The sequence below is a fragment of the Pedobacter sp. B4419 genome (genome assembly GCF_059693725.1).
Window position 1 is genome coordinate 1,542,321 of sequence record NZ_JCASSL010000002.1, and the last position, 24,616, is coordinate 1,566,936.

Here is a 24,616-nt window from a genome sequence, read left to right on the forward strand (position 1 = left end):
GATGAAGGTTCCAGTGATAAGACAGCTGTTTCAAAGCAGCAGCCCCGAGACTTTGGAAGCTACCCTAGAAGTACTAGAAGCTTTTTGCGAGTTTAGAGGCGTACATGAAGCAGAGATTGATGTGGCGGGAGAACTGATCACCAATATCTGTGGCGCACTCGAAGTACATGCACAGGTAAAAGATGGCATGGCCGAAAAAGACGCCTTAAATGCCTTTGCACAACGTGTAATGGGGTCAATAGATAAATAAAAATCTTTGTATTGTCCCGTAAAGGTCCGGCCCGTAAGGGTTGGACCTTTTTTTATGCATTTCGGTCCTTGTTGGTGTACTCTTGTGCCCTTGTTGTCTCCACCAACAAGTTAGGAGAACTGAAAACTGTCAAACTGTCAAACTGAAAACCTCCAACTGAAAACTTTTACTTGGGCTTGTGCAAGAATCATAGTAGTAGGAACCGCTGTTTCCTAAACCCGGTTCACAGCGATAGTTTTGAACCTAACGAAAAACTTTAGCAAAAGACGGGACTGAAGCAACCCAAATGCACCAAAACCTGCTTTCCAAATCGGTAGATGAGTATTGGTCTAGCTGTGTGCCATAAACTCGGTATAGCTATCTATTTTGGCCTTGTCTATGTGGTATTGATGCTCGCTGGTTTTGGTAATGATTACGCTATCGAACTCTAAGGCCAACAACTGTGCTATGGTGGCCAATTCGCCTTCTTTTAGCTTTAGGATTTTTCGCAGCAACCAATCAGAAAGCGCCTTGTTGGGGTTGGTCATCAATGCCTTGGAATTGTCTTGGCAAACCTTTGCCTTCAAAGCCTCGCCCGTGGGTACAACCAACTCGAATTCTTCGTCGCGTTGCGGAAAAAAGTGTGGGAAGAGTCTATGTACTTCGATGGGGATCGGAATGTATACTTCGCCAATATCCCTCTTCCTGCCCGATGCATTCCATTGGTTTAACCCACTTCTTTCGAACACATATTTTTGCTTGTTCTTGATGCCGTAAAGCGGTAAAATCACATAGTTTTCGCCCTTAACCAATTTGTTTGTGGCCGAGGCGAGTTGTTTGTCTTCGAAGAGCTCCAGCAATAAGGCATAAGGATCGGCAATGATTTGGGTAGGCAGGCTGTAAGCATCTTTTGGCAAGGCAAAGCGCCTAAAAAGCGTACTTTTTGAATAGTTAAACGAATAGGCATTTTGGCCATCTTCAAATTGCAGGCCGGCATCTTTTTCTTTTACACCACGGATATTATCGATGTCGATAAGGTCATAATCGGTTTCGAAAAACAGCAACTCATCTTGCCTTCGGGCTACAATATGGTAAAGCGACGATTGGATGTTGTACAGGTTTTTGGCCAGATTGATCCGATCGTTTCTGAACTGCGCCAACTGCATGGCCAAATCCTTGCCCTTAAAATCTTTTAGCTGCCGCGAAAGCTGATTAAATTCTGCAACCTTTTCTACGTTGCCCGTTTTGCTGCAGGTAAACGTTTTGAGACCGACGCCAATACCATGGTAATTCGCATCAAAAGCGGTATCGGAGCGGGAGAGGTTGCCAGCGTTAAAACACTTGCAGAAAATATTCTCGGCTACCCGATAATTGATGAACGGAATGGCACTTTCGCTAAACAAGCCAGATAGCTTGGCTACCGCAGCCAATAGCTTGAGGTAATTGCCGTTGCTTTCGAGGTCTATTTGTGCAAATGATTTCAAGGTTGGGTTACTTGGGTTTTGTGATGCGCTTATTGGTTTTCTTCATCCCTGCTTTTGTTGGTGTTCTTCACCAACAAGCATAAGTTATGTTTAAGTCGCTGGTGAAGAACACCAGCGATGGCGCCAGTTAATCAACCTGGGTTTTTGCTATTCAACAACATTTCTATATGCGGAATGCCATCTTCGTCATAAGGTTCGCTGCATTGTTCGAACCCTAAGTTGGTATAAAATTTTTGGAGGTACAGCTGTGCCCCAATCCTGATTTGCGTAGTGCCATAAGTTTGGAGGCAATGGTCAATGCTTTTCTGCATCAGCTCCAAACCAATACCCGTACCCCGATAGCGAGGCGAAGTGACTACCCGGCCAATGCTTGCTTCGGCAAAAGAAACCCCAGGAGGCACCAAACGTGTATAAGCCGTTAAATCATTGCCGTGCCAAGCCATTAAATGGGCCGATTTTTTGTCTTTGTTGTCAATATCGAGATAAACGCAGTTTTGTTCTACCACAAAAACCTCGCTCCGCAACTGTAAAATGGCATAAAGTTCGACGACGGTTAGTTCTTCAAATTTTTTATAAATCCAGGTTAGCTCCATGGTTTGCTTTATTGTCTAAACCATAAAGGTACGGCTTCAGCCTACATCAGGGAAAATAATTGCCAAAAAGCCAGTACAAAACTCAGGATCATGCCCCCACTAGCCACGAATTTTAATCCCTTTTCTCTTCTCGACTGCATGAAAAGTACGGCAGCGGTCACTAAAAAGACGATCAGAACCAAGGTTAACAACCCGGCATGTTGCAAAAATGAGGGAAAGATAGAAAGATATTCGAGTTTCATGGCTTCGAAAGAAACATCCTGATCGGTTACAGTAAACCACCAAACCATGTTGGTAATGCACAACAGCAATAGCAATGTTGCGATTAAGAATTTGTATTGTTTCATTAGTTTATAGTTTTAGGTTAATTCTAAGATACATATACTAATGCATTGTTACACTTGGATTTGGCTTGAACCAAGTAACATTTGCGAAGTTTTTAAAAATCGCAAGCGTAGCAAACCACGAACTGTGAACTGCCAACTACTTTGGTGTTGGTTGGGATGTACCATCTTGACCTAGATAGCTTTGGAGTTTCAATCCAGTAGAATCTATCGCCCGCCTCCTAGCCGGCGGTGGCTAGTCCTTTCTCCTTGATGAGAAAGTGACCAAAGAATCAAGGCTTCAAACCTTTGTTGCAAATCCTAAATCTACGCTTTAATGGCGCAAGGCCAAGCCGTGTGAATGGCGGTGATTCGACAAATTAACTTCACCACTTCTGCGGCCTTGTTTATTTTTACAAAAATGTAGGGAAGTGCAAAGCTTCGGTTTGTCTTTGCTTCCAAAGCTTTGGAGGCCATATGACGATTAACGGAAGCCTGTGCAGGAGCCGCTGTTTACTAAACCCGGTTGTAACAGAAAGCCCGGAGCCGAGGGACGAGGAGAGGACTTGTAGTGAAAAACGGGACTAACATTCAAATGAAATACTGTCCTGCTTTTCTAAAAAAATTATAATTCTATCTCATTGGTAAAGAACACTTACGATAGCAAATATCTTTTTCTTCCTCCACTGCCCCCTCCAAAGGGGAAAAATGTATCTTCTAAACCTTCAACTTTCCACCTTTTGGCCTTCAGCCTTAACTAAGCCAAGTTTCTGCCGGCATTTACAATGCCATAAACCGTACGAATAGCCAGTTTCTCGTAAGCTTGTCTTTTTTCATCGTTTAAGTCCTGCTGGAGCTTTTCTAACGCAAAATGCTGGATGAGTACCAATGGCAACACAATCTTTTCTCTAATGGCAATAGAACGCTTCTCAACCGGATAATTTTCCATCAAAGCCTGGTGGCCCGATAATTTAAGAAGCATGGTCTTGCTCAGCTCAAACTCATCGTGCAGCACTTTCCAGAATTCGCCAAATTTTTTGTCTTGGGCCAAATAGGCGGTAATTGAAAAATCAGACTTGCTCATCGACATCATACAGTTGTCTACAATGGTTTTAAAGTATCCCGATTCCTGATAAGTCTTTTTAACTTGTTCCCAATTGCCGGCATCCTCCTGGTTTTTTAACGCAGTTCCAACGCCATAAAATCCCGGGATGTTCTGTTTCAGCTGGCTCCACGACGTTACAAAACTGATGGCCCTTAAATCCTCCAGCTTTAAGGCTTCGCCTGCATTTCTTTTTACCGGCCTGCTGCTGATGGTAATTTTAGAAAGCAAACTTAGGGGCGAAAGGGTTTCGAGGTAGGGTAAGAACAAAGGGTGCTTGCGCAGGGCCAAGAAAGCATCATAGCTGTCTTTTGCCATGCGGTCGAGCGTAGTATAATTGGCCTCGTCGAGCAATACGTTGTGTTTTTCTTTTACGCCCGAGGAGATTCCGGCATTGATCAGCTGTTCGATGTTAAAGGCAGCGCTATCAATAGAGCCATACTGCGAGCTAATGGTTTGTCCCTGTATGGTGAGCTGGATGTTTTTATTGGCAATTTCCTTGCCCATAGAGGCATAAAAACGATGGGTTTTGCCTCCGCCACGGGCAGGCGGACCGCCACGGCCATCAAAAAAGGCCAATTTGATGTTATGTTCTTCTGATACCTTGGTTAAGGCCACCTTGGCTTTAAAAATAGACCAGTTGGCCATTAAGTAACCGCCATCTTTGGTACTGTCTGAAAAGCCAAGCATGATGTCTTGCTTGTTGCCACGGCGTTTTAAATGTTCCTGATAAAATGGATGCGTATACAATGCCTCCATGATCTTATCGGCGCCCGCCAAATCGTTTACGGTTTCGAAAAGCGGCACAAAATCTATCGAAAGGCTTTCGGCTTCCCAGCCGTTCCATAAAAACAGCTCCATCAGCTGCAAAATATCGCTGGCCTGTTGGCAATTGCTGATAATGAAACGGTGACAGGCCATTTCGCCATTGTCTTCCTGCATCTGCTTGATGTGGGTAATGGTCTGTAACGTGTCTTCGGTTAGGCTGTCTTGTTCGCCACTGTAGATGATCTTGGCATTTTTGAAGGTAAGCGCCTTGAGTTTTTCGGCTTCTGGCAACTGATCATAATCTTCGCTAAACAAAGAGTTGATTGGTTTTTGTTGGCGGCAAAAGGCATGGACATTGCGTAAAATACGGCTGTCTTGCCTGATATCCAACGAAGCAAAATGGCTCCTGTATAATTCTACCTTGCGCAAAAGGTCATCTACCACATCGCTAAACAAGCCTCCATGGTCTTTAACCAGGGTTTCTTTAATCTTATTGAGGTTTTCGATGAGGAAAGGCGAAATGTCTTTCAGTTCAATATTGCTATCGAAGGCATTTTTATAGAGGACATCCTGAAGTTCGGCAAGATGATCTTCAACCCCTCTAAAAGTGATGCGGCGTTTTAAATTCCTAAAATCGCGGTAATAGCAACGGTACAGAATCTGGCGAAGCATTTTCGAAACCTGTAAGGTAGTTTCGGGGTGTACGTTTGGATTGCCATCTCTATCGCCTCCCGGCCAAAAACCCAATTCGATTACTTTTTTAGGGTCGATATGGTATTCGCTCAGCAATTGGTTAAGGCCAGCCTGAATATTAGCGGCGGCACAATAGAAAACATTCTCCAAGTACCAGGCTAGGCTCAAGGCTTCATCAACCGGTGTAGGAGATTTTTTATTGAAAAAAGGCGTTTTGCCCAGCTGTTGCAACAATTGGTTAATGGTGCTGATGTCGTTGCTTCGAATGGCTACGGTTAAATCGTTGATGATGGCCAATACGCTGCCCGGATAAAACTGGGTAGGATGGGCGGTAAGCACCAGGCGCAGCGAAAAATCCTCGATTAATTGATCAACCTTTCGGTGCAGCTTCTTGTTGTCATTGGCTTTTAAGAACAGGGCTCTTAAGGAACGTTGTTCGTCGGCGATGTTCAGTTTGTTAAAAGACGCATCTTCTACGGCATCAAAAAGCACAACCTGACGCTCTATGTACTGGATGAACCTGAACAAAAGGTCTATGATATTTTGGGGATCGGTATTGGGCGTAAACTTGGCAAAAAACTCTTCGATCAGTTGAGCCGGGGTTTCGTGGTTCTTTACGCCATCTTCGCAACTTTTAATAAACAGAGGCAATAAAGTGCCCGTATCTTTTACTTTATAGAAGGGAAGCGTAAGGAATAGGCTGTTGTATAACTCGAAGCGTGAAATAACTTCGTTGTTAAAAATCGTTTCGCGCTGACTGGTGGGTTGAAGTGCTTGCATGCCGAAAAGGTACACATATTAGACTTTAGGAACAAAAAAAATACAAAATCGAAAAAGATGACATGGATAAATTTTGGACTTTTATAAAAAATCCGTACCTTGTATCTCATAAAGGTTAAACAAATCTTTTAAAAGTATCAGCAGAATTTCTCGCAAGAAAAATTTTGTAATTAATTGTTAATTTTTTGGGAAAAACAAAGCCGGTCATTCGACCGGCTTTGTTTATTTAATGGGCGTCAGTAGGCACATTTACATTCTTTTTGAACTTCTGCAGGTACAGTAAGGGAATAGAACATAAAAGCACCATGCCGGCAACCCAATAAGCATCACTATAGGTTAACAATAGGGTTTGTTTAATGACAGATCCTTCAATGGCTTTCATCGCCATAAGCTTGGCATCTAAAAAGCTAGCTCCTTTAGCCATAAAGTTATGGATGAAACCGTTTAGCTTATCGGTAAAGGCAGGATTGTATTCGTTTATGTTAGTTAACAGGTTATTTCTGTGGAAACCTTGACGGGTATGGATCAAAGTAGTCAGGGCAGCAATACCAAACGAGCCACCTAACTGGCGCATCATGTTATTTAAACCTGAGCCCTGACCTATTTCAGCACCTTTTAAGTCTTGCATGGCCAATGTAGTTAATGGCACAAACAAAAGCGCCATTCCAACGCCCCTAATTACCAAAGGCAGGAAGAATTGATCTGTGCCTGATGATAAGGTGGATTTACTCAACATATCGCAAAAAACGAAGAACAAAAACATCCCGATGGTAGCCATAAACTGAGCCGGAATCCCTTTTTTAAGAAACATCCCGATAAACGGCATCATGGCAATGGTACACAAGCCTCCCGGAAATAAAATTTCTCCAGTCTGCAAAGGCGAGAAACCTAGCAGATTTTGACAGAATACTGGGAATACGAATACGGACCCATACAAACCAAAGCCTAAAATAAAGGAAGTGAACATCCCGATAGAGAAGCTTCGATGCCGCATGATCTTGAAATTCACAATGGGGTGATCGGTACTGAGCTCTCGCCAAATAAAGAGGAGCAGGCCAAATACCGAAGTAACGGCCAATACTGTAATATAAGGAGTGGCAAACCAATCTTCGCTTTCGCCTTTTTCTAATAAGGTTTGTAAACTGCCTACGGCAATGGCCAATAAGGCAATCCCCCACCAGTCAACCGGTAGGCCTTTGCCATCCTTGGGCGTCTTCTTGATAAACGTAATGGTACAATAGGCGGCAATTATCCCCACAGGAATGTTTACGTAGAAGATCCAAGGCCAATCGCTAATTTCTAGAATGTAGCCACCAATGGTTGGACCTACCGTAGGTCCAACAACGGCGCCTAAACCAAATAATGCAGTGGCAATCCCTACGTCTTCTCTAGGCCATGTTTCTAAAAGGATAGATTGGGCGGTCGAAATCAAGCCTCCGCCGGCTAAGCCTTGTAAAATACGGAAGGCAATCAGCTCTTCTAATGAAACCGCATTACCACACAAAAAAGAGGCAATGGTGAAAACGATAATAGAGGTCAGGAAATAATTTTTACGGCCAAAGCGACTACCCAACCAGCCCGACATGGGCAGGATGATAACGTTGGCAACAGCGTATCCTGTTGATAACCAGGCAATGTCCTCTAGGGTTGCGCCAAGGTTACCTTGTATTTGAGGGATCGCTACGTTTACAATGGTCGTATCAATCAGCTCCAATAAAGAAGCTGTGATTACCGTAAACGTAATGATCCATTTTTTAAAACCTACTTCAGGCATCTGATGATTTTTTAGATAGACACAGAAACTTTAACGCTCATACCTGGGCGCAGTTTTTCTAAAATCGCTTTGTCTTTGGTTTGGATTTTGATTTTTACAGGTACCCTTTGTACCACTTTTACGAAGTTACCAGTAGCATTATCTGGAGGCAACAGCGAGCCTTTGGCACCAGTAATCGGCGCGAAATTATATACTTCGCCATCAATTGCTTGATCTGGATACGCATCTACTGTAATTTTAACCTTCGAGCCTGCGTGTAATTTTTCTAACTGTGTTTCTTTAAAATTGGCAGTTACAAACAGGCTGTTTTCGTTTACAATGGCGAACAATGATTGTCCGGCTTGTACCAATTGGCCTTTTTGTACATTCTTTTTAGAAACAATACCAGTTGCAGGAGCTTTAATCTCGGTGTATGACAATTGCAACTTGGCAAAATCAACATCAGATTGGCGTTGGGTAACACCAGAGTTGGTAACACTTAATTGAGATTGAGTAGTACCTACTTGTTTAACAGCAGCATTGTATTGGTCAACGGCTGCGGTGTAAGCCGCTTGAGCGGTTTCTTTTGATGCTTTAGCCTGGTCAAATGCTTGTTGGGTAATGGCGCCATCTTTAATTAGGTTCGCATAGCGATCGTAATCTTTTTGGGCCAAGGATAATTTAACCCTTGCTGCTTCGATGTTTGCTTTTGCGGTACTGGTATTCGCTTGTGTAGCCACAATTTGAGCCTGCGATACGCCCACGCCTGCATTTGCACCAACTTGGCCAGCTTGTGCCTGCTCTAATTTAATTTTATAGTCGCGATCGTCTAAAGTTACCAAAACCTGATCTTGGTTAACTTTTGTATTTTCTTCAAAGTTGATGTCCTTTACATAGCCGCCTACACGGGCTACCACCGGACTAATGTCGCCATCTATCTGGGCATCGTCGGTATCGATATGTTTGCTGGAATATAAGTATTCGTTAACGCCGAATATAGCGCCGGCAACGATCAATACGCCTAATATAATGGGAAGAACTTTGTTTTTCTTTTTTTCGGGTGTTGTTGTCATTATTTCTTGGGATTAAGGTTATTTAGATATTTTTCCTGTTGATTTTAATAAGGTGTAGTAAGCTAAACGGGCATCGGCCTTGGCCAATTCCAAGTTGATTTTAGCTTGGTACAATAAGGTTTCGGCATCAATTCTATCAGTAACCGAAGCAATGTTGTTTTTGTATTTTGATTCGAGCAACCTGTCGTTTTCAGTCGCTTGGGCAATAGAAGTTTCCAAAACATTGATTTTTTGAACCGCCAGTTTATAGTTCTGGTAGTTTTGGTTCAGCTCTGTTTTAACATTGTCGCTAAAAATGTCTTTCTGGATGCCGATTTCTTTTTGTTGGATCTTGGCTTCGGCCACTTTGTTTTTATTGGTCCATAATGAAGCTACATTCCAAGAAATGGTAGCGCCAACGGTAACCGGCACGATGAACTGCTCTGATGGCGGAATAAATTTGCCGCTTGGGTTAATGTAGTACAGGTTGGCGCCTACACCTAGGGTTGGCAAAGTATTGGCTTTAATCGATTTGATGTTAACACCAGCCACTTTGTTCTGCAGGTCTAGCTGTTGCAATTCCTGACGGTTAGCCATAGCCAAGTTGATGTAACTGGTTAAAGGCTCTACCGTTTGCAAAGGCAGGTCGGTATCGCTCAAGGCAATTTCGGTATCTTCAGGCAAGCCCAACAAAATATCGAAGTTGTAATTGATGATTTTGCGGTTGTTCTCGATTTCCAAATCGGTAAGCGAGATGTTGGCCTGTTGCAATTGGAACCTCAATACGTCGTTTTTGGTCACAATGCCCTGCTCGAAAAAACGTTGAGCCTGCTTCAGCTGACTGGCAATAGCTTCGAGGTTTTGGGCTACCACTTTTTTGCTCTGCATTACTTTATAGAGCGAAAAATAGGTGTTGATAACGGCATAGCTGATCTCTTCCTTACTTTTATCGGCATCTAATTTTGCCACTTCTGTTAAAAGCTTGGTCGATTCTTGTGCCAATTTATATTTGCCACCACCATAAACCAGTTCTTGTACGGCTGCGGTACCTACAAAGGCATCGGCACGTTTAGGCAGGTTAATAGGGTCGCCTCCGCCAATGCGTAAGGTATTGGTAGGGATTTCGGCATGGTTATATAAAAAGCTGGTTGTTGCTGTAGGCAATACATTGTCTTTAACCACGGCCAGTCTAGCCACCGACTCGTCTATTTTGTTTTGCGCAAGCTTCAGGTTTTTGCTATTGGCTATGCCTAAATCTATTGCCTCTTGCAAACTGAGTTTTTTAAGCGATTGTGCTTGTAAAACCGCGGGCAAGAGTAGGGTTGCGATTAGGATTTTGAATTTATTGTTTATCATTTTTGGGATTATGTTAATCGTTTATTTGGGTATGGATAAGTGGGTAATGATGAGGTCTTTGAGGTGGACAATCAGCCTTTCTTCAAGAATGGCCCTTTCTTCGTCGTTTTTGATGTCAATGTCTGGAATTACCTTGTTGGGCGAAGTAGCGACCATGCTGATGGTGCCCATAATGCTCACAATGAGCATGCGAACATCCACTTGTCTAAAATGGCCTTCTGCTATGCCTCCGTTGATGATCGATTCGATAACAGTTAGGTTTTGTGCCATTGCCTCCTTAATCTGCGTAAACATTTCTGGACGTTGGGTTAGCGACAGCTCTCTATGCATCATTTTATGAAAGCAAACATTGGAGAAAATACGTTTGGCGTATTGCTCTACCACTTTCAATAATTTCTCTTTGGCAGGAATCTGCTCTTCTGCAATGAGGTTAAGCTGGGATTTGAAGCCAGAAATCCGGTCTTCCATAATTTCCAAAAAAACGCCTTCTTTACTGCCGAAGTAGTAATTGATCATTGCCATATTGGCACCCGATTCCTTTGAGATTTGACGGGTTGAAGTACCCTCATAACCAAATTCTGCAAACAGCTTTTCGGCTGCCCTCAAGATATCGGTTCTTTTATCTGTTTTTTCCATCTCTTCTTTTGACGGCACAAAATTAATCAATCGATTGATTAATTTCCAAATTTAATTAAGCTTGTTTTACAAATGGATGATAATTGACTACCTTTAATAGCCTAATCATAAACGAAACGCGGTTTTACAATGACAAAAAAAATCATCCTACAGGTGCTTTTGGGCACCCTTTTGTTGCCATTGCTCTCTTTCTACTCTAAAAAACGACCAAATGAAACTCCACAGAGTTGGGTGCGCATCAATTTGTTGGGCTACCAGCCAAGCGCTATTAAGGTAGCCATTTGGGCAAGCAAGGAACAAATAAAACCTACTCGTTTCGAACTGCTCGACGAGCAAAGCGGCAAAGTGGTTTTCTCTTCTGATCAGGTGACCGGCTTTGGGGCTTATGGGCCATTTGCAACTACCGCACGACTGGATTTCTCCAGCTTTAAAAATCCAGGACGCTACGTGATTAGGGTAGGGACGATTGTTTCGCCAACGGTGATCATCAACAATGATGTTTATCGCCATACAGCCGATTTCGCCTTGCGCTACATGCGCCAACAACGGAGTGGTTTTAATCCATTTCTGAAAGACAGTTGCCATACACATGATGGTTTCGTACTTTACGGCGCCAAAGCTGGCATCAAAGACAGTACTCATTTTGACGCTTCGGGTGGCTGGCACGATGCCAGCGATTACCTGCAATATTCAACCACATCGGCCAATGCCACCTACCATTTGTTAATGGCCTACCGCGATTTTCCGCAGGCTTTTACAGACGAACACCAAGCCAATGGCTTAACGGGTAAAAACGGTCGCGCAGATGTGCTTGACGAAGCCAAGTGGGGCTTGGACTGGTTGCTCAAAATGCATCCGTCGGCCAAGGTGATGTTTAACCAATTGGCGGATGACCGCGACCATAGTTCGATGCGGATACCCAAAGAAGACAGCCAGTATGGCAAAGGCTTCGAACGCCCTTTGTACTTTATTGATGGCGAACCGCAGCAAAGGGGCAAGTTTATGAACAATACCACGGGTACCAGTTCTACAGCAGCCAAATTTGCCAGCGCTTTTGTATTGGGATCGAAACTGTTTCAAAAAATTGATCAAAACTATGCCCAAAAATTGGGAGGCAAGGCCAATTCGGCTTTAGCCTATGCCAATATCAAAAAAGGAGTTACACAAACTGCTTCGGTAAAGTCGCCTTACATTTATGCAGAAGACAATTGGGTTGATGATATGGAGCTGGCTTATGCCTCAATTCCAGCTTCACTAAGCAACAGCGCCAAGGCAAACCGATTACAACAGGCAATGAATTATGCCCAAAAAGAAACGCTTACGCCTTGGTTCAAGGCCGATACGGCTAAACATTACCAATGGTACCCATTTATCAATATTGGGCATTATGAATTGGCCAAGCAAAGCAGCGGAGCCACCAAGCAAGAACTCCTTAATTATTACAAGCAAGGCATTGAACAGGTTTGGGCCAGGGCTCGGCAAAATGCCTTTTATAGAGGCGTGCCTTTCATCTGGTGCAGCAACAACCTCACGGTAGCTTTTGCCATGCAGTGTTTTTGGTATAAGCAATTGAGTGGCGATGCCAGTTTTTCGGCATTGGAGCAGTCCAATTTCGATTGGCTTTTTGGCTGCAACCCTTGGGGAACCAGTATGGTTTATGGCCTGCCGAGCTGGGGTGATACCCCGGTTGATCCACATTCGGCATTTACCCACTTGAAACAGTACCCGATTGATGGCGGGCTGGTAGATGGTCCGGTATACACCAATATTTATAAAGGCCTGATCGGGATAAAGTTGGCGGAGGCCGATGAATATGCCGATTTTCAAAGCGATTTGGCCGTTTACCATGATGATTATGGCGATTACAGTACCAACGAACCCACCATGGACGGCACAGCTTCGCTGGTTTATTTACTGGCCGCTTTTGATTCTAAGGCCAAAAGCACGAACTCCAAAATGCAAGAGGCTTATGGAGCCATTATTCGTGGCAATACCGAAAAAAAGAAATTGGCCCTGGTTTTTACCGGAGATGAATTTGCCGATGGTGGCCAAAGTATTGCCCACACCCTGCAGCAGCAAAAGGTAAAAGGGTCTTTCTTTTTTACCGGCAATTTTTATCGTAATCCGGCCTTTGCTTCATTAATTAAAAACCTAAAGGCCAAAGGCAATTATCTTGGGCCGCATTCTAATGCCCACTTGTTGTACAACGATTGGACCAAGAGAGACAGCTTGTTGGTGAGCCACACCCAATTTAAAAATGACCTCGAAGCCAATTATCAGGCCATGGCCAAATTTGGGATTACCAAAAAGGATGCAGCTTTCTTTTTGCCTCCTTACGAGTGGTACAACCAAACCATCGCCAATTGGACCGAGGAAATGGGCCTGAAGCTGATCAATTTTACCCCGGGCACACGTTCAAACGCAGATTATACCTATCCAGAAATGGGCAAATCCTATCGTGGCAGCGAAGAAATCTATCAATCGATTATTGATTATGAGCAAAAGCAAGCCCAAGGCCTCAATGGTTTTGTGTTGTTGCTTCATATAGGTACAGACCCAAGGAGAAAAGACAAGTTTTACGAAAGGTTGCCCAATTTAATCCAATACCTCAAAAAAGAAGGCTATGAAATGGTCAGGGTCAACGATTTATTGAAATCTACCCCTTAAACTGCACAAAATTTTTAAAATAAAATATTTACCTTTGGCGCAAATCATAATAGCAAAATGAGCACAGAAGAAAATAAAAACAGTTTTGAGTGGGTTTACTACGTAATAGGTTTATTAACAGGTATGTTGGCGGTTATTGCCGTAACTCCAAGCATTGGCTGGGTACTTTTAGGTGGTATTTTGGGCCTAATTTTCGCAGGCCTATTCTTAAATAAAATTGTAAAAGGACGCGAATACTAGTCCTTAGTAAAAATTGATCATCATTGTTATGAAAAAATTGGGTTTATGCCTTGTACTGGCATTATTCGGTTTTGCAGTACAGGCGCAGGACGCATCGGGCATTAAGTTTTCAAAACCTGATGACAGTCCGATGGATGCACTTTACTATCCGTTAAATGCCACCAAGGTGAAAGACAATTCATTGCCTATCATCAAGGTGCTATATTCTCGTCCGCAGAAAAAAGGAAGAGAAGTTTTTGGCGTTTTGGAGCAGTTTGACAAGGTATGGCGTTTAGGTGCCAACGAAAACACCGAAATCTACTTCGATAAAACCGTAACCATTGGCGGCAAAAAAATAAAACAGGGAAGATATAGCCTGTTTGCTATTCCTAGTAAAGATAAATGGACCATCATTGTTAACAAACAAACCGATAGGTGGGGAGCTTTTACCTACGACCAGGCTAAAGACGTGGTTAGGGTAGAAGTACCGATTACCAAATTGGATAAGCCATTGGAAGTGTTTTCGATGACATTTGCCGACCGTATGGAAGGCGTAGAACTGGTAATGGCTTGGGACAGCACCCAGGTAAGTTTGCCGATCTTGTTTAAGAAATAATTATTTTAGGATCGTCCCATTGGACATGGTCCAAGGTCTTGTCTTGAGCTAGATCCTGAACCAAGTTCAGGATGACGAAATTTATATAAAAAGGGAGTTTTTAAGCTCCCTTTTTTTGTGTCCTTTTTTTCCTGAGCAGGCTATCGACATAAACGAGTGCCAATACAAGATCTGCCAAAAGGAATACCTTCAAGAATGTTGGATTAAGTAGTTTGTCGCTATCAACTGCCCAGTTGAACTTTGGCCAATTCAAATCAAGGCTTACCTTGCTGTTGGCAATAGCCACTACAAATATTGCTAGGATAGAAAGTATAAAAAAACCTCCAATAAAGCCGATAATGCGCTTGTCTACCTTTGTTTTTAAGGTTATGGGCCTTGGCTCGAGTTTTACCTGCTCCATCACGTTACGGGTAAACGACATAGAGGGCTCATCGAGCTCAAGCTTGCCGAGCTGGCTGTTTACCAATAGCAATTCTTGGTAAAGTTGTTGGTACGTGGCGTCAACAGCCAGTTTGGCTTCAATTGCTTCCTGTTCTTGGGGGCTGCAATTGTTGTCGATGTAGTTCCAAAGTTGTTCTTCTAGCGTATTCATATCAGTTCCTTAACTTCGTCCTTTAACAAATATTGTAATTTTTCTTTTAACCTTTGCCTAGCCCTGTGCAGCTTAACTTTAATCGTGTTAGCCTCCATGTGCAGGGTTGCTCCAATTTCTTCCAAGCTCTGCTCGCCTTTGTAAAATAGCGTAATAATAGCTGCATCATCCGGCAAAAGCATGTCTATCGCTTGGTTTAAATAGGCATGGCTCGATTTCTTTTCTACCGTGTTTGCATCAAAACCCGTACCGCTATTGGCAATTTGCAATACATGCTCTTCATCGTTGATAGAACTTGTATCAAGTTTTCTCTTGCGCAAAAAGGTCATGGCCGTGGTATAGGTGATGGTGTAGAGCCAGGTTGTAAACTTCGAATCCTGTTTAAACGCGCCCAAGGCTTTATAGGCTTTTACAAAGCAGTCTTGTGCAATCTCTTCGGCATCTTCGCGGTTTTTTGCAAAACGCAGGGCCAAGGTAAACACAAAGCGTTGATGACGCTTTACCAATTCGGTATAAACCGAGGTATCGCCCGCCAAAACGGCGTTGATCAAAGCTAAATCTGTTTCCTTTTGCTGCATATTTAGAGCTATGACGCGATGTTCTGCCAACAGGTTACAGCAATTTACAAATTATTAAGCTTTGGCTTCGGCAAAAAACTTAAGACCCAAAATAGAGATGATCAAAGTGGTTAAAAAGAAGATCCTCCAAAAGCTATAGGATTCCCTAAAAAAGATAATGCCTACCAAAACGGTACCTATGGCGCCAATGCCCGTCCATACCGCATAGGCGGTGCCCATTGGCAGGGTTACAGTGGCTTTATTTAAAAAAACAAAACTCATTACCGCGCAAACCAAGAAACCAGCGCCCCATTTGAGGTTAGAAAAATTGTCTGATAGTTTTAAACAGGTAGTAAAGCCGATCTCTAACAGACCCGCAATAATTAAATAGAACCAACTCATAATTGTAAATTTTTTACAAAAATCGGCATCATATAGTCGGTATCCTTTAACAAATGTTAAATAATGGAATTTTTTATCGCTCTGCCCTAATGCGGCTTAAGGTAACCTGGGTAACGCCCAAATAAGAAGCAATGTGTTTAAGAGGTACGCGTTTAAGCAGGTCGGGACTTTGGCTCAGCAGTTCTTGATACCGTTCTGTGGCCGACCTGAACTGCCGGTTAATTAGCCTTTCTTCTGTTTTGATGAGTTCCTGCTCCACAAACTTACGGCCCCAATTGGCCAAGCCGATGTGCTTTTGGTAAAGCGCCTGCAAAGCCTGATCAGAAATGCGGTAAAGAATCCCGTCTTCAAGCAGTTCAATGTTTTCGTAGCCTGGCTGCTGGTTAATATAGCTATGGTAAGAAAGAATGATGTCGGTTTCCTGGCCAAACCAAAAAGTAACCTGTTGGCTTTCGCCGTGGCAATAGGCACGGGCTATACCTTTGGCAATAAAATAAAGATGGTTTTCTACCCTGGTGGTGCAAATAATCAGTTGGTTTTTAGGATAGGCCACGCGCTCCAAAGAATTTAACAGCAGCTGCAGCTCTGCCTGGGGCAAAGGATAAACGCTATTTATTTTGGCTGTGATCAGCGCTAGTTCGGCTTGCATTGGCTAAAGATAACAAATGATGAAATTTTTTTCACTAAGGGTGTAACCTACAAAAAAATGATGTTGTCATAGTATGCAGAACACGGTTCAGAGAATTAAAAGATTATAAATCAAATAAAGAAATAAAATTATGGAAGAGTTAATCCCAATATCACTTTTTTTAGGTGCCTTCGCAATGGTATTCGGCATCAGGTATTTTTCTAACAAGGAAAAAATGGCCATGATCGAACGTGGCATCGATCCAGGCGTTCATAAAGCTACTCCCAAACCTTTTTTAAGCCTAAAATTCGGCCTCTTATTGGTGGGTCTTGGTATCGGCCTATTGGTTGCCTTGTTTGTAGTAAGAGCAATGTTTGGCAGTCATGTAAATAATGTAGACGATGATCAGGCAGTGGCAGTTTATTTTGGATGCCTAGGTGTATTCGGCGGCTTGGGCCTCATCGTTTCTTATGCAATTGAGAAAAAGTGGCTAGACCAACAGAAATAAACCTTTAGATACAATTAATTAGAAGTCCGGTAGTCAATGCGATTATCGGACTTTTTTATAACCATTATCCCAAATCATGATGATATCCTCTAAACGAACTTTTATAGTATTAATGCTTCTTCTTGCCGTAATGACTCAGGCAAGCGCACAAAACCTGGAAAAGAAAATAGATAGCCTGCTTTTAAGTGTTTTTAAAGATAAAAATGGTCCCGGCGCTGTATTTCTGGTCGCCAAAAACGGAAAGCCCATTTACCGAAAAGCCTTTGGCAAGGCGAATATAGAGTTGGGGGCAGATATGCTGCCGGATAATGTTTTTCAATTGGGTTCGATGACCAAGCAATTTACTGCAGTTGCCATACTCCAATTGGCAGAGCAGGGAAAACTGGATGTAAAAGTACCCATTGCCAAGTATATTCCCGATTATCCAGGCGGAGATAAAATTACCGTACACCATTTGCTTACCCATACTTCCGGAATTAAGGATTTTACCAGGATGAAATCGCTCAATAGTATTGCGCAACAAGATTTATCGCCGAAGGCAATGGTAGATTTCTTTAAAAACGAACCCGTTGATTTTTCGCCAGGCGATAAATTCGATTACAACAATTCGGGCTATGTGGTGTTGGGTTACCTCATCGAACTGGTTTCGGGTGAGACTTATGAAAACTACATCCAAAAACATATTTTCGATCAAGCAGGAATGGGCCACTCTAGGTATGCGAACGATATTGCCATTGTAAACAAAAGAGCTTACGGCTATCGTAAAAACGATGCTGGCTATGTAAATAAGCCAAGAATTAGCTTCAGTATTCCTTTTTCTTCCGGCTCCTTAATGTCTACCGTAGACGATATGTTGCTATGGCAAAATGCCTTGAACAAAAATCTATTGGTTAACGCCAATACCATTAAGCAGGCCTTTACCAAATATAAATTAAACAGTGGCGAGGAATTTACTTATGGCTATGGCTGGCACCTCAAAGAACTTAATGGGGTTCAGACTAGAGAACATGGAGGCAGTATTTTCGGCTTTAAAACCATGGGCGTGTACATTCCTAATCTTGATATTTATGTAATCGGACTGAGCAACTGCGAGTGCAATTCGCCAACGCAGGTAACGAGAGATGTGGCGGTCTTGGCCTTGGCCAACAGTCGTTAGTTTTTAGTCTGAAGTACCAATCAACTAATGACTAATGAACCAATGTTTACAAGGGCTTAGGCAAAATCGCTACCGTTAAACGGCTAACACAATTCATTTTGCCTTTGTCATTATACATTTTGATTTCCCAGATGTGGGTTTTGCCACCGATATGCAGGGGCTTGCAAACACCTTTCACCAATCCCGAACTTACCGGTCGCAGGTGGTTGGCATTTACCTCAAGTCCAACGGCAATGTATTTTTGCGGATCAACGCACATGTAAGAAGCAATGCTGCCCAAAGTTTCGGCCAATACAACAGACGCGCCTCCATGCAGAATACCTGCGGGTTGGTGGGTGCGTTCATCAACAGGCATGGTGGCTTCAATATAATCATCGCCAACTGCGGTAAACTCGATGCCTATCAAAGCCCCAATATGGTTTTTTGGCCTGTCGTTAAGCATTGCTGGCGTAAATGTGTTGAACCAGATCATAGGTAACGCTCTTTAATTACGTTAACATGGTGCATAATGTGGCCAGCCAGTACATAAACAAAAGCCTTTACGGTCATGTCGGTGCCATTAGAGTTGCCAGATTTGGCCAGTTCTTCTTCGTTAAGCGATTTGATAAGGTAAAGATTTGCTTTTCTCAGCAGCGAAAATTCTTCGGAAAGGCTGAGCAGGCTACGGTCGTTAAAATGGGCCGCGGCTACGTAATCGTCTTCTTCAAACCCTGGAATCCTTGCTTTTTCGCCCCTGGCAAAGCACAATAACCTAAATGTCATAATCCTTTCGGTATCGATAATATGGCCAATCAGCTCTTTAATGGTCCATTTGCCTGGTGCATAGGCATAATCGCCTTTGCCCACCAAGCTGTTAATGAAGTCTGAAAACTCGACAACCTGTTTCTCCAAAATCGCAATTACATCGCCATCCACAAGGCTGATGTATTTATTATACCACTCGGGGTATTCCTGTGTTTGTGGTCGGTTCATATGTAATGCTGCTTTTTAATATAATCCTAAAGGTAGTGCCTTTGCCGAGCTCCGAATCCTTTACAAAGATGAGGCCCCTATGGTAGTTTTCTACAATCCTTTTGGTTAGCGAAAGACCCAAGCCCCAGCCCCTTTTGCGGGTGGTGTAGCCAGGCTGAAAAACGGTATCGAATTTCGACCGGGGAATGCCTCGGCCGGTATCGGTTACATCGATAAATACCTCTTCTTTGGCCAGGTTTTCTATGATGTTGATGGTAATGTTGCCCTCGTTTTCAATAGCGTTGGCCGCATTTTTTAATAGGTTTTCAATTACCCAATCAAACAAAGGGATGCTCAGCATAGCCCTCACCTGTTTGTCGCCGGTTACGATAAAATTGATCTTGTCTGAGGTGCGGATCTTAAAATAATCTACAAAGTTTTGGATAACAATGTACACGGTATGGTCTTCAAGAATAGGCTTAGACCCAATTTTAGAGAAACGATCTGTGATAATTTCCAACCGGTGGATATCGTTTTCCATTTCGGCAATCAAGGAATCGTCTTCGGCATCGAATTTCGACTTGATCAGCTCTACCCAAGCCATGAGCGAAGAAATAGGGGTGCCCAGCTGATGGGCGGTTTCTTTGGCCAGGCCCACCCAAACCTGATCCTGTTCTGCTCGCCGGGCCGAACTAAAAGCTACATAAGCGGCCAAGATAAAAAGCCCGATTACGCCCAATTGGATATAAGGGAAAATTCGCAGCTGTGTCAGGATAAACGAATCTCGGTAATAGGCCTGCAGCTTTTCGCCCTCTGGCCCCTTCATTGGGGCGGCCTTGTGTTGCTTCTTCATTTTGGCCAATTGCCTTACAAAATATAACGAATCATATTCTTTGGCTTCGAGGCCTTGGTAAAAGGTTTTGTTGGTATCTAGGCCCTCCCAAGAAAAAATAGTGCCATTGGGATTGAGAACAATGGCATCTACCTTGGTGTTTTTCCTAAAAATATCAAAAGTAGGGGTCAGTATTTCATTGTCGTACATCTCCAACTGTTGCTCTTTCAGTTTTACCCACAATTGAAACTGGGAGGCCTCTTCGCGCTCCATTTTTTTGACAAAGAAGTCAGAATACACGACGGATGCACCGCCAATTACAATGGCAAAAACAAGAAGAAATATTTTCCAGCGGCGCTTTTTTTGATACGGATTCATAGAGGTTGGTGGCAAATTACAAAATAGCAATCAAAAATATACCTACAGAAACGTAAACGAGCTAAAAAATATATCTTTGCGCTGTAATGGAAAAGAAAGTTAGAGTAAGATTTGCGCCAAGCCCAACAGGAGGCTTGCACTTAGGTGGTGTACGCACAGCTTTATTTAATTATTTGTTTGCTAAAAAGCACAATGGCAGCTTTGTACTTCGCGTTGAAGATACAGACCAAACCCGCTTTGTGGAGGGCGCCGAAGAATATATCGTCAACTGCCTAAACTGGTGTGGACTAACGCCAGACGAGAGCCCGCAAAATCCGGGGGCTTTTGGTCCCTATCGCCAAAGCGAGCGCAAGCCGAGCTATAGGCAGTATGCCGAGCAACTGGTGGCCAGTGGCTATGCCTATTATGCTTTTGATACAGCAGAAGAACTGACCGAAAGACGCAATACCCAGCCTAACTTCTTGTACGGACAGCAAACACGCATGGAAATGCGCAACTCCCTAACGCTTTCGCAAACCGAAACAAGCGAGTTGTTGGCCAGTGGCGCACCACATACCATCCGCATTAAGATGCCGGTAAACGAGCAGGTGTCTTTTCATGATATGATCCGTGGTGTAGTGAGCTTTGATACCAATTTGGTTGATGATAAAGTATTGTTAAAAGCAGATGGCATGCCTACCTATCACCTGGCTGTAGTGGTTGATGATAAGGCCATGGAAATTAGCCATGCCTTTAGGGGCGAAGAATGGTTGCCTTCTGCGCCAATCCACATTTTGCTGTGGGAATACCTGGGCTGGAAAGACAGCATGCCACAATGGGCACATTTGCCGTTGATCTTAAAACCTGATGGCAATGGCAAGCTGAGCAAACGTGATGGAGACCGTTTAGGCTTTCCGGTGTATGCGATGAATTGGGCCGATCCAAAAACTGGCGATGTAACCAAAGGATTCAAGGAGATGGGCTTTATGCCTGAAGCATTTGTAAACCTTTTGGCCATGTTGGGCTGGAATGATGGTACCGATCAAGAAATATTTACCCTAGAAGAGCTGATCAGTTCTTTTTCTATTGACCGCATCAGCAAGGCCGGGGCCAAATTCGATTTTGAAAAGGCCAAATGGTACAACCACGAATGGATTAAAACGGCTAGCGCCGAACATTTGGCACCAAGCGTTAAAGAAGACCTTCAAACATTGGGTATCCAAATAGCTGATGATGCTTATCTGTACAAAGTGATCGATATGGTGAAAGACCGCTGTACGCTTTTGGGCGATTTTGCAAATCAGGCAGCGTATTTCTTTGCAGTTCCTGCCGAATATGACGTGGCTGCGGTAAAACCAAAATGGTCGGCAGAAAAGGCAGTTTTTTTCCAAGAATTTGGAGCCACGCTTGAAGAAGGTGCTTCGACCAGCGAATGGGAAACCCAATTCAAGGCCTTGGCCGAGGGCAAGGGTTTTAAAGCAGGAGAATTGATGCTGCCCTTCCGTATTATGCTGGTTGGAGGCAAATTTGGCCCAGGTGTATTTGACATTGCAAACGCATTGGGCAAAGCCGAAACCCAACGCAGAATAACCTTAGGCATTGAAGCGTTCAACTAGGCAAAACTTAACGGGCTATTGATTGTTTAAATAGATATAAGCAAAATCTTTATCAATTTAAATCCCGCAACGATGAAACACAACGAAAACAAGTTCGAGAAATTAGCCAACAGTGGCGTAACGGCATTAACCAAAGAAGAGCAAGCCAAAATTATGGGTGGCATGCAATGGACGGGAAAGGGATCGAAAAACATGGAAATGGACAAGTGGACAGCAATGACTATCGGAGATCCTTGGGGTGGCAGATTTGGTATTAAACTAGTTTAATAAAATAGAGATGGCCTTAATAACATTAGGGCCATTTTCATTTTTAAGGGATTTCAATCGTTGTTTTTGATAGAATTTAGAGGCATTTGGCCAGCCACGGTTTTTATTTTAAGCGTAAAATCTGTTAATCTGTGGCCGATCAATAGCACATATAGATTTAATCATTAAATTGGTATTAAAATTGTTCCATCATTTTTGTAAACTAAATTAAATAAACTATGCAGTGGTTCGGTAAAGGCAGCGATAATGTAGAAGATGGAAGAGGCGGCGGTGGCCGGGTAGCGTTAGGTGGCGGAGTAGGGATTGTAATTGTGATACTAGGCTTGTTGTTTGGTAAGGACTTAACGGGTTTGGTAGGCCAATTGCCTGCAACTGCACCTACAGAACAAACTACAAAAGCCGATGATCCACAAAAGACTTTTGTAAAGGGGGTTTTAAAATCTACCGAACAGGTATGGGATGAACAATTTACGGCCATGGGTTTGCAGTACGAATATCCTAAACTAAGGTTATTCGATGGTGTGGTCCAATCTGCTTGTGGCAATGCCAGTTCAGCAGTTGGTCCGTTCTATTGTCCAGGCGACCATAAGGTATATATTGATTTGTCTTTTTACGACGAGCTTAAAAACCGTTTCGGTGCGGCAGGCGATTTTGCGCAGGCCTACGTAATTGCACACGAAGTTGGCCACCACGTGCAGAATCTGTTGGGCACATCGGCCAAAATGGAAGAGGCCAGAAGAAGCTTAAGCGAAGTCGAATACAATAAACTATCCGTTAAATTAGAACTGCAAGCCGATTTTTATGCCGGACTTTGGGCGCACCACGCCCAGAACCTGAAAGACTTTAGGCTCGATCCGGGAGATATAGACGAAGCGTTAACTGCAGCCAACGCCATTGGCGACGACAAGCTGCAAAAACAGGCTCAGGGAGAAGTAGTTCCCGATGCCTTTACCCACGGCACCTCGGCGCAAAGGATGTACTGGTTCAAAAAGGGATTTGATACCGGCGATATCAGGCAAGGCGATACTTTTAATACATCAAGACTGTAAAAGTTCATCGGTTCATTAGCCATTGGTTCATCTGTTGAAAATACAACTGGCCTCAAATGAAATGGCTTTACGATTTCTCGACCTTCTGCCCTCTGAATGACAAATGAATGGAACTTTTGCATCCAGGCTACCAAGCATCAACCATGGGTTATAGACTTCGGACTTCCAATTATAGGCTAAATGTTACAAAAAGCATCCAAACAAAGCCCATTCCTTTTTTGTTCTCTTTCCTTATAACGGTTATTGCCAAAAAATCAATGCAATATCCTAGTAAATGTTGCCAAGCTTTAACTATTTTTGGGAATGATCCTTATTGTTGATGATACGCCAGAGAACCTGATTTCTTTAAAAAAGGTACTCGAAAAACACAATTTTGAAATCGATACAGCCTCATCAGGCGAAGAAGCGCTCAAAAAGGTCTTAAAAAACTCCTATGTACTCATTATTTTAGATGTACAGATGCCTGGGATGGATGGTTTTGAAGTTGCCGAAGCCATATCAGGCTATAGCAAGGCCAAAGAAACCGCTATCATTTTCTTGTCGGCCGTTAATACCGAGTTCAAGTTCATAGCCAAAGGCTATTCATCTGGAGGTTTAGACTACATCACCAAGCCGGTTGATATGAACCTCTTGCTCCTTAAGGTAAAAACGTTCTACCGCATTTATGAGCAGAGCAGAAAGCTGAACGAAATGCAAAAAACACTACTCGAAGAAATCGAGTTCAGAAAAGATGCGGAACGTAAAAAAGACGAATTTATCAGCATTGCCAGCCACGAACTTAAAACACCATTAACCAGTGTAAAAGGATACGTACAGCTTTTAGAGCGTAGCGTAAACAAAGGCGACATCGAAACCGTTAAAAAACACCTGAGCAAAGCCCATGTACAACTTGAAAAACTGAATGGCCTTATCGCCGATCTTTTGGATATTTCTAAGATCGAAAGCGGCAAGCTCAAATTTAATAAGCAACATTTTTCTATAGATAACCTGCTAGATAACGTAATAGAGATCATACACCAGTCTAACCCAGAGTTTGTGGTGAATAAGAAAGGAATTGCAGGCTGTCAAATTTATGGCGACGAGATGCGCATCGAACAGGTGCTGGTTAATTTCCTAACCAATGCCATCAAATATTCGCCGGGCACCAGCGAAATCCAGCTCACGGTTAATGTAAAAGACGGATCGCTTTATGTAGCCGTAAAAGATTCGGGTATTGGCATTTCGCCAGAACAGCTCCCACACGTATTTGATAAATTCTATCGCGTAGAAGAAACCTCTCAGCGTTTCCAGGGCTTGGGGATCGGCCTTTACATTTCGTCGGAAATTATCAAGCGCCATGGAGGAAAAGTTGGTGTAAACAGTACCTATGGAGAAGGCTCAGAATTTTATTTTATCATGCCTGTTGACTCAAAAAGCGAAGTTTAATGCAA

The 24,616-nt window shown here is 43.1% G+C and carries 25 protein-coding genes; 10 read left to right on the forward strand and 15 right to left on the reverse strand.

Annotated features, from left to right (window positions below; translation table 11 throughout):
* Nucleotide 1: 1 nt before the first annotated feature.
* Nucleotides 2-250, forward strand: a complete 249-nt coding sequence (locus tag AC570H_RS18120) for a DUF6952 family protein (RefSeq protein WP_497357435.1) — start codon at nucleotides 2-4, stop codon at nucleotides 248-250.
* Nucleotides 251-579: 329 nt separating this feature from the next.
* Here AC570H_RS18120 and AC570H_RS18125 read toward each other — a convergent pair whose 3' ends face one another.
* The 8 genes from AC570H_RS18125 to AC570H_RS18160 form a co-directional block, all read right to left on the reverse strand.
* Nucleotides 580-1,713 (reverse strand): restriction endonuclease, encoded by a 1,134-nt coding sequence (locus tag AC570H_RS18125; RefSeq protein ID WP_497357437.1) that lies wholly within the window; start codon nucleotides 1,711-1,713, stop codon nucleotides 580-582.
* Nucleotides 1,714-1,844: 131 nt separating this feature from the next.
* Nucleotides 1,845-2,306 (reverse strand): GNAT family N-acetyltransferase, encoded by a 462-nt coding sequence (locus AC570H_RS18130; RefSeq protein ID WP_497357439.1) that lies wholly within the window; start codon nucleotides 2,304-2,306, stop codon nucleotides 1,845-1,847.
* Between the two features lie 41 nt (nucleotides 2,307-2,347).
* A complete protein-coding gene (locus AC570H_RS18135; protein WP_497357441.1) occupies nucleotides 2,348-2,653 on the reverse strand; it encodes a hypothetical protein in 306 nt (101 codons plus the stop codon).
* A 733-nt stretch (nucleotides 2,654-3,386) separates the two neighbouring features.
* Nucleotides 3,387-5,972: a phosphoenolpyruvate carboxylase gene (locus tag AC570H_RS18140; RefSeq protein ID WP_497357443.1), complete on the reverse strand. Its 2,586-nt coding sequence runs from the start codon at nucleotides 5,970-5,972 to the stop codon at nucleotides 3,387-3,389.
* A gap of 226 nt (nucleotides 5,973-6,198) precedes the next feature.
* On the reverse strand, nucleotides 6,199-7,746 hold the full coding sequence (locus AC570H_RS18145) for a DHA2 family efflux MFS transporter permease subunit (protein WP_497357445.1): 1,548 nt from the start codon (nucleotides 7,744-7,746) through the stop codon (nucleotides 6,199-6,201).
* A gap of 11 nt (nucleotides 7,747-7,757) precedes the next feature.
* Nucleotides 7,758-8,798, reverse strand: a complete 1,041-nt coding sequence (locus AC570H_RS18150) for an HlyD family secretion protein (protein WP_497357447.1) — start codon at nucleotides 8,796-8,798, stop codon at nucleotides 7,758-7,760.
* A gap of 18 nt (nucleotides 8,799-8,816) precedes the next feature.
* Nucleotides 8,817-10,133, reverse strand: coding sequence for a TolC family protein (locus AC570H_RS18155; protein ID WP_497357449.1), 1,317 nt, complete (start codon nucleotides 10,131-10,133; stop codon nucleotides 8,817-8,819).
* 21 nt (nucleotides 10,134-10,154) lie between these two features.
* Nucleotides 10,155-10,769, reverse strand: coding sequence for a TetR/AcrR family transcriptional regulator (locus tag AC570H_RS18160; protein ID WP_497357451.1), 615 nt, complete (start codon nucleotides 10,767-10,769; stop codon nucleotides 10,155-10,157).
* 129 nt (nucleotides 10,770-10,898) lie between these two features.
* Between AC570H_RS18160 and AC570H_RS18165 the strand changes: the two genes are divergently transcribed.
* From AC570H_RS18165 to AC570H_RS18175, 3 genes are read left to right on the forward strand one after another with little or no spacing between them, the layout of a single operon-like run.
* A complete protein-coding gene (locus AC570H_RS18165; protein ID WP_497357453.1) occupies nucleotides 10,899-13,436 on the forward strand; it encodes a bifunctional glycoside hydrolase family 9 protein/polysaccharide deacetylase in 2,538 nt (845 codons plus the stop codon).
* A 57-nt stretch (nucleotides 13,437-13,493) separates the two neighbouring features.
* Nucleotides 13,494-13,676, forward strand: coding sequence for a hypothetical protein (locus tag AC570H_RS18170; RefSeq protein WP_497357455.1), 183 nt, complete (start codon nucleotides 13,494-13,496; stop codon nucleotides 13,674-13,676).
* A gap of 28 nt (nucleotides 13,677-13,704) precedes the next feature.
* Nucleotides 13,705-14,271, forward strand: coding sequence for a DUF2911 domain-containing protein (locus AC570H_RS18175; RefSeq protein WP_497357457.1), 567 nt, complete (start codon nucleotides 13,705-13,707; stop codon nucleotides 14,269-14,271).
* A gap of 100 nt (nucleotides 14,272-14,371) precedes the next feature.
* Here AC570H_RS18175 and AC570H_RS18180 read toward each other — a convergent pair whose 3' ends face one another.
* The 4 genes from AC570H_RS18180 to AC570H_RS18195 form a co-directional block, all read right to left on the reverse strand.
* Entirely contained in the window at nucleotides 14,372-14,863 is a 492-nt protein-coding gene (locus tag AC570H_RS18180; RefSeq protein ID WP_497357459.1) for an anti-sigma factor family protein, read from the reverse strand.
* Nucleotides 14,860-15,441 (reverse strand): RNA polymerase sigma factor, encoded by a 582-nt coding sequence (locus AC570H_RS18185; protein ID WP_497357461.1) that lies wholly within the window; start codon nucleotides 15,439-15,441, stop codon nucleotides 14,860-14,862. The genes AC570H_RS18180 and AC570H_RS18185 overlap by 4 nt, the downstream gene beginning before the upstream one ends.
* Nucleotides 15,442-15,495: 54 nt before the next feature.
* On the reverse strand, nucleotides 15,496-15,822 hold the full coding sequence (locus AC570H_RS18190; protein WP_497357463.1) for a DMT family transporter: 327 nt from the start codon (nucleotides 15,820-15,822) through the stop codon (nucleotides 15,496-15,498).
* A 73-nt stretch (nucleotides 15,823-15,895) separates the two neighbouring features.
* Nucleotides 15,896-16,471, reverse strand: a complete 576-nt coding sequence (locus AC570H_RS18195) for a Crp/Fnr family transcriptional regulator (RefSeq protein ID WP_497357465.1) — start codon at nucleotides 16,469-16,471, stop codon at nucleotides 15,896-15,898.
* A gap of 130 nt (nucleotides 16,472-16,601) precedes the next feature.
* On the opposite strand from AC570H_RS18195, the gene AC570H_RS18200 reads away from it, so the two are divergent.
* On the forward strand, nucleotides 16,602-16,958 hold the full coding sequence (locus AC570H_RS18200; protein ID WP_497357467.1) for a DUF6249 domain-containing protein: 357 nt from the start codon (nucleotides 16,602-16,604) through the stop codon (nucleotides 16,956-16,958).
* A gap of 112 nt (nucleotides 16,959-17,070) precedes the next feature.
* Nucleotides 17,071-18,114 (forward strand): serine hydrolase domain-containing protein, encoded by a 1,044-nt coding sequence (locus AC570H_RS18205; protein ID WP_497357469.1) that lies wholly within the window; start codon nucleotides 17,071-17,073, stop codon nucleotides 18,112-18,114.
* A 46-nt stretch (nucleotides 18,115-18,160) separates the two neighbouring features.
* Here the strand turns inward: AC570H_RS18205 and AC570H_RS18210 are convergent, their stop codons facing one another.
* The 3 genes from AC570H_RS18210 to AC570H_RS18220 are packed head-to-tail and all read right to left on the reverse strand — an operon-like array spanning nucleotide 18,161 to nucleotide 20,275.
* The gene (locus AC570H_RS18210) at nucleotides 18,161-18,586 is read right to left on the reverse strand and encodes a hotdog fold thioesterase (RefSeq protein ID WP_497357471.1); all 426 of its coding nucleotides are present in this window, start codon (nucleotides 18,584-18,586) and stop codon (nucleotides 18,161-18,163) included.
* Nucleotides 18,583-19,086: a DinB family protein gene (locus tag AC570H_RS18215; protein ID WP_497357473.1), complete on the reverse strand. Its 504-nt coding sequence runs from the start codon at nucleotides 19,084-19,086 to the stop codon at nucleotides 18,583-18,585. Before AC570H_RS18215 ends, AC570H_RS18210 begins: the two co-directional genes overlap by 4 nt.
* The gene (locus tag AC570H_RS18220; RefSeq protein ID WP_497357475.1) at nucleotides 19,046-20,275 is read right to left on the reverse strand and encodes a sensor histidine kinase; all 1,230 of its coding nucleotides are present in this window, start codon (nucleotides 20,273-20,275) and stop codon (nucleotides 19,046-19,048) included. Before AC570H_RS18220 ends, AC570H_RS18215 begins: the two co-directional genes overlap by 41 nt.
* 86 nt (nucleotides 20,276-20,361) lie before the next feature.
* On the opposite strand from AC570H_RS18220, the gene gltX reads away from it, so the two are divergent.
* The 4 genes from gltX to AC570H_RS18240 all read left to right on the forward strand — a co-directional run bounded on the left by gltX (nucleotide 20,362) and on the right by AC570H_RS18240 (nucleotide 24,611).
* Nucleotides 20,362-21,870: a glutamate--tRNA ligase gene (gene gltX / locus AC570H_RS18225; RefSeq protein WP_497357477.1), complete on the forward strand. Its 1,509-nt coding sequence runs from the start codon at nucleotides 20,362-20,364 to the stop codon at nucleotides 21,868-21,870.
* A gap of 72 nt (nucleotides 21,871-21,942) precedes the next feature.
* On the forward strand, nucleotides 21,943-22,137 hold the full coding sequence (locus AC570H_RS18230) for a hypothetical protein (protein WP_497357479.1): 195 nt from the start codon (nucleotides 21,943-21,945) through the stop codon (nucleotides 22,135-22,137).
* A gap of 218 nt (nucleotides 22,138-22,355) precedes the next feature.
* Nucleotides 22,356-23,186 carry a KPN_02809 family neutral zinc metallopeptidase gene (gene ypfJ / locus AC570H_RS18235; protein ID WP_497357481.1) on the forward strand — a complete coding sequence of 277 codons (831 nt, stop codon included), beginning with the start codon at nucleotides 22,356-22,358 and terminating at the stop codon, nucleotides 23,184-23,186.
* 303 nt (nucleotides 23,187-23,489) lie between these two features.
* Nucleotides 23,490-24,611 carry an ATP-binding response regulator gene (locus tag AC570H_RS18240; protein ID WP_497357483.1) on the forward strand — a complete coding sequence of 374 codons (1,122 nt, stop codon included), beginning with the start codon at nucleotides 23,490-23,492 and terminating at the stop codon, nucleotides 24,609-24,611.
* Nucleotides 24,612-24,616 lie beyond the last annotated feature (5 nt).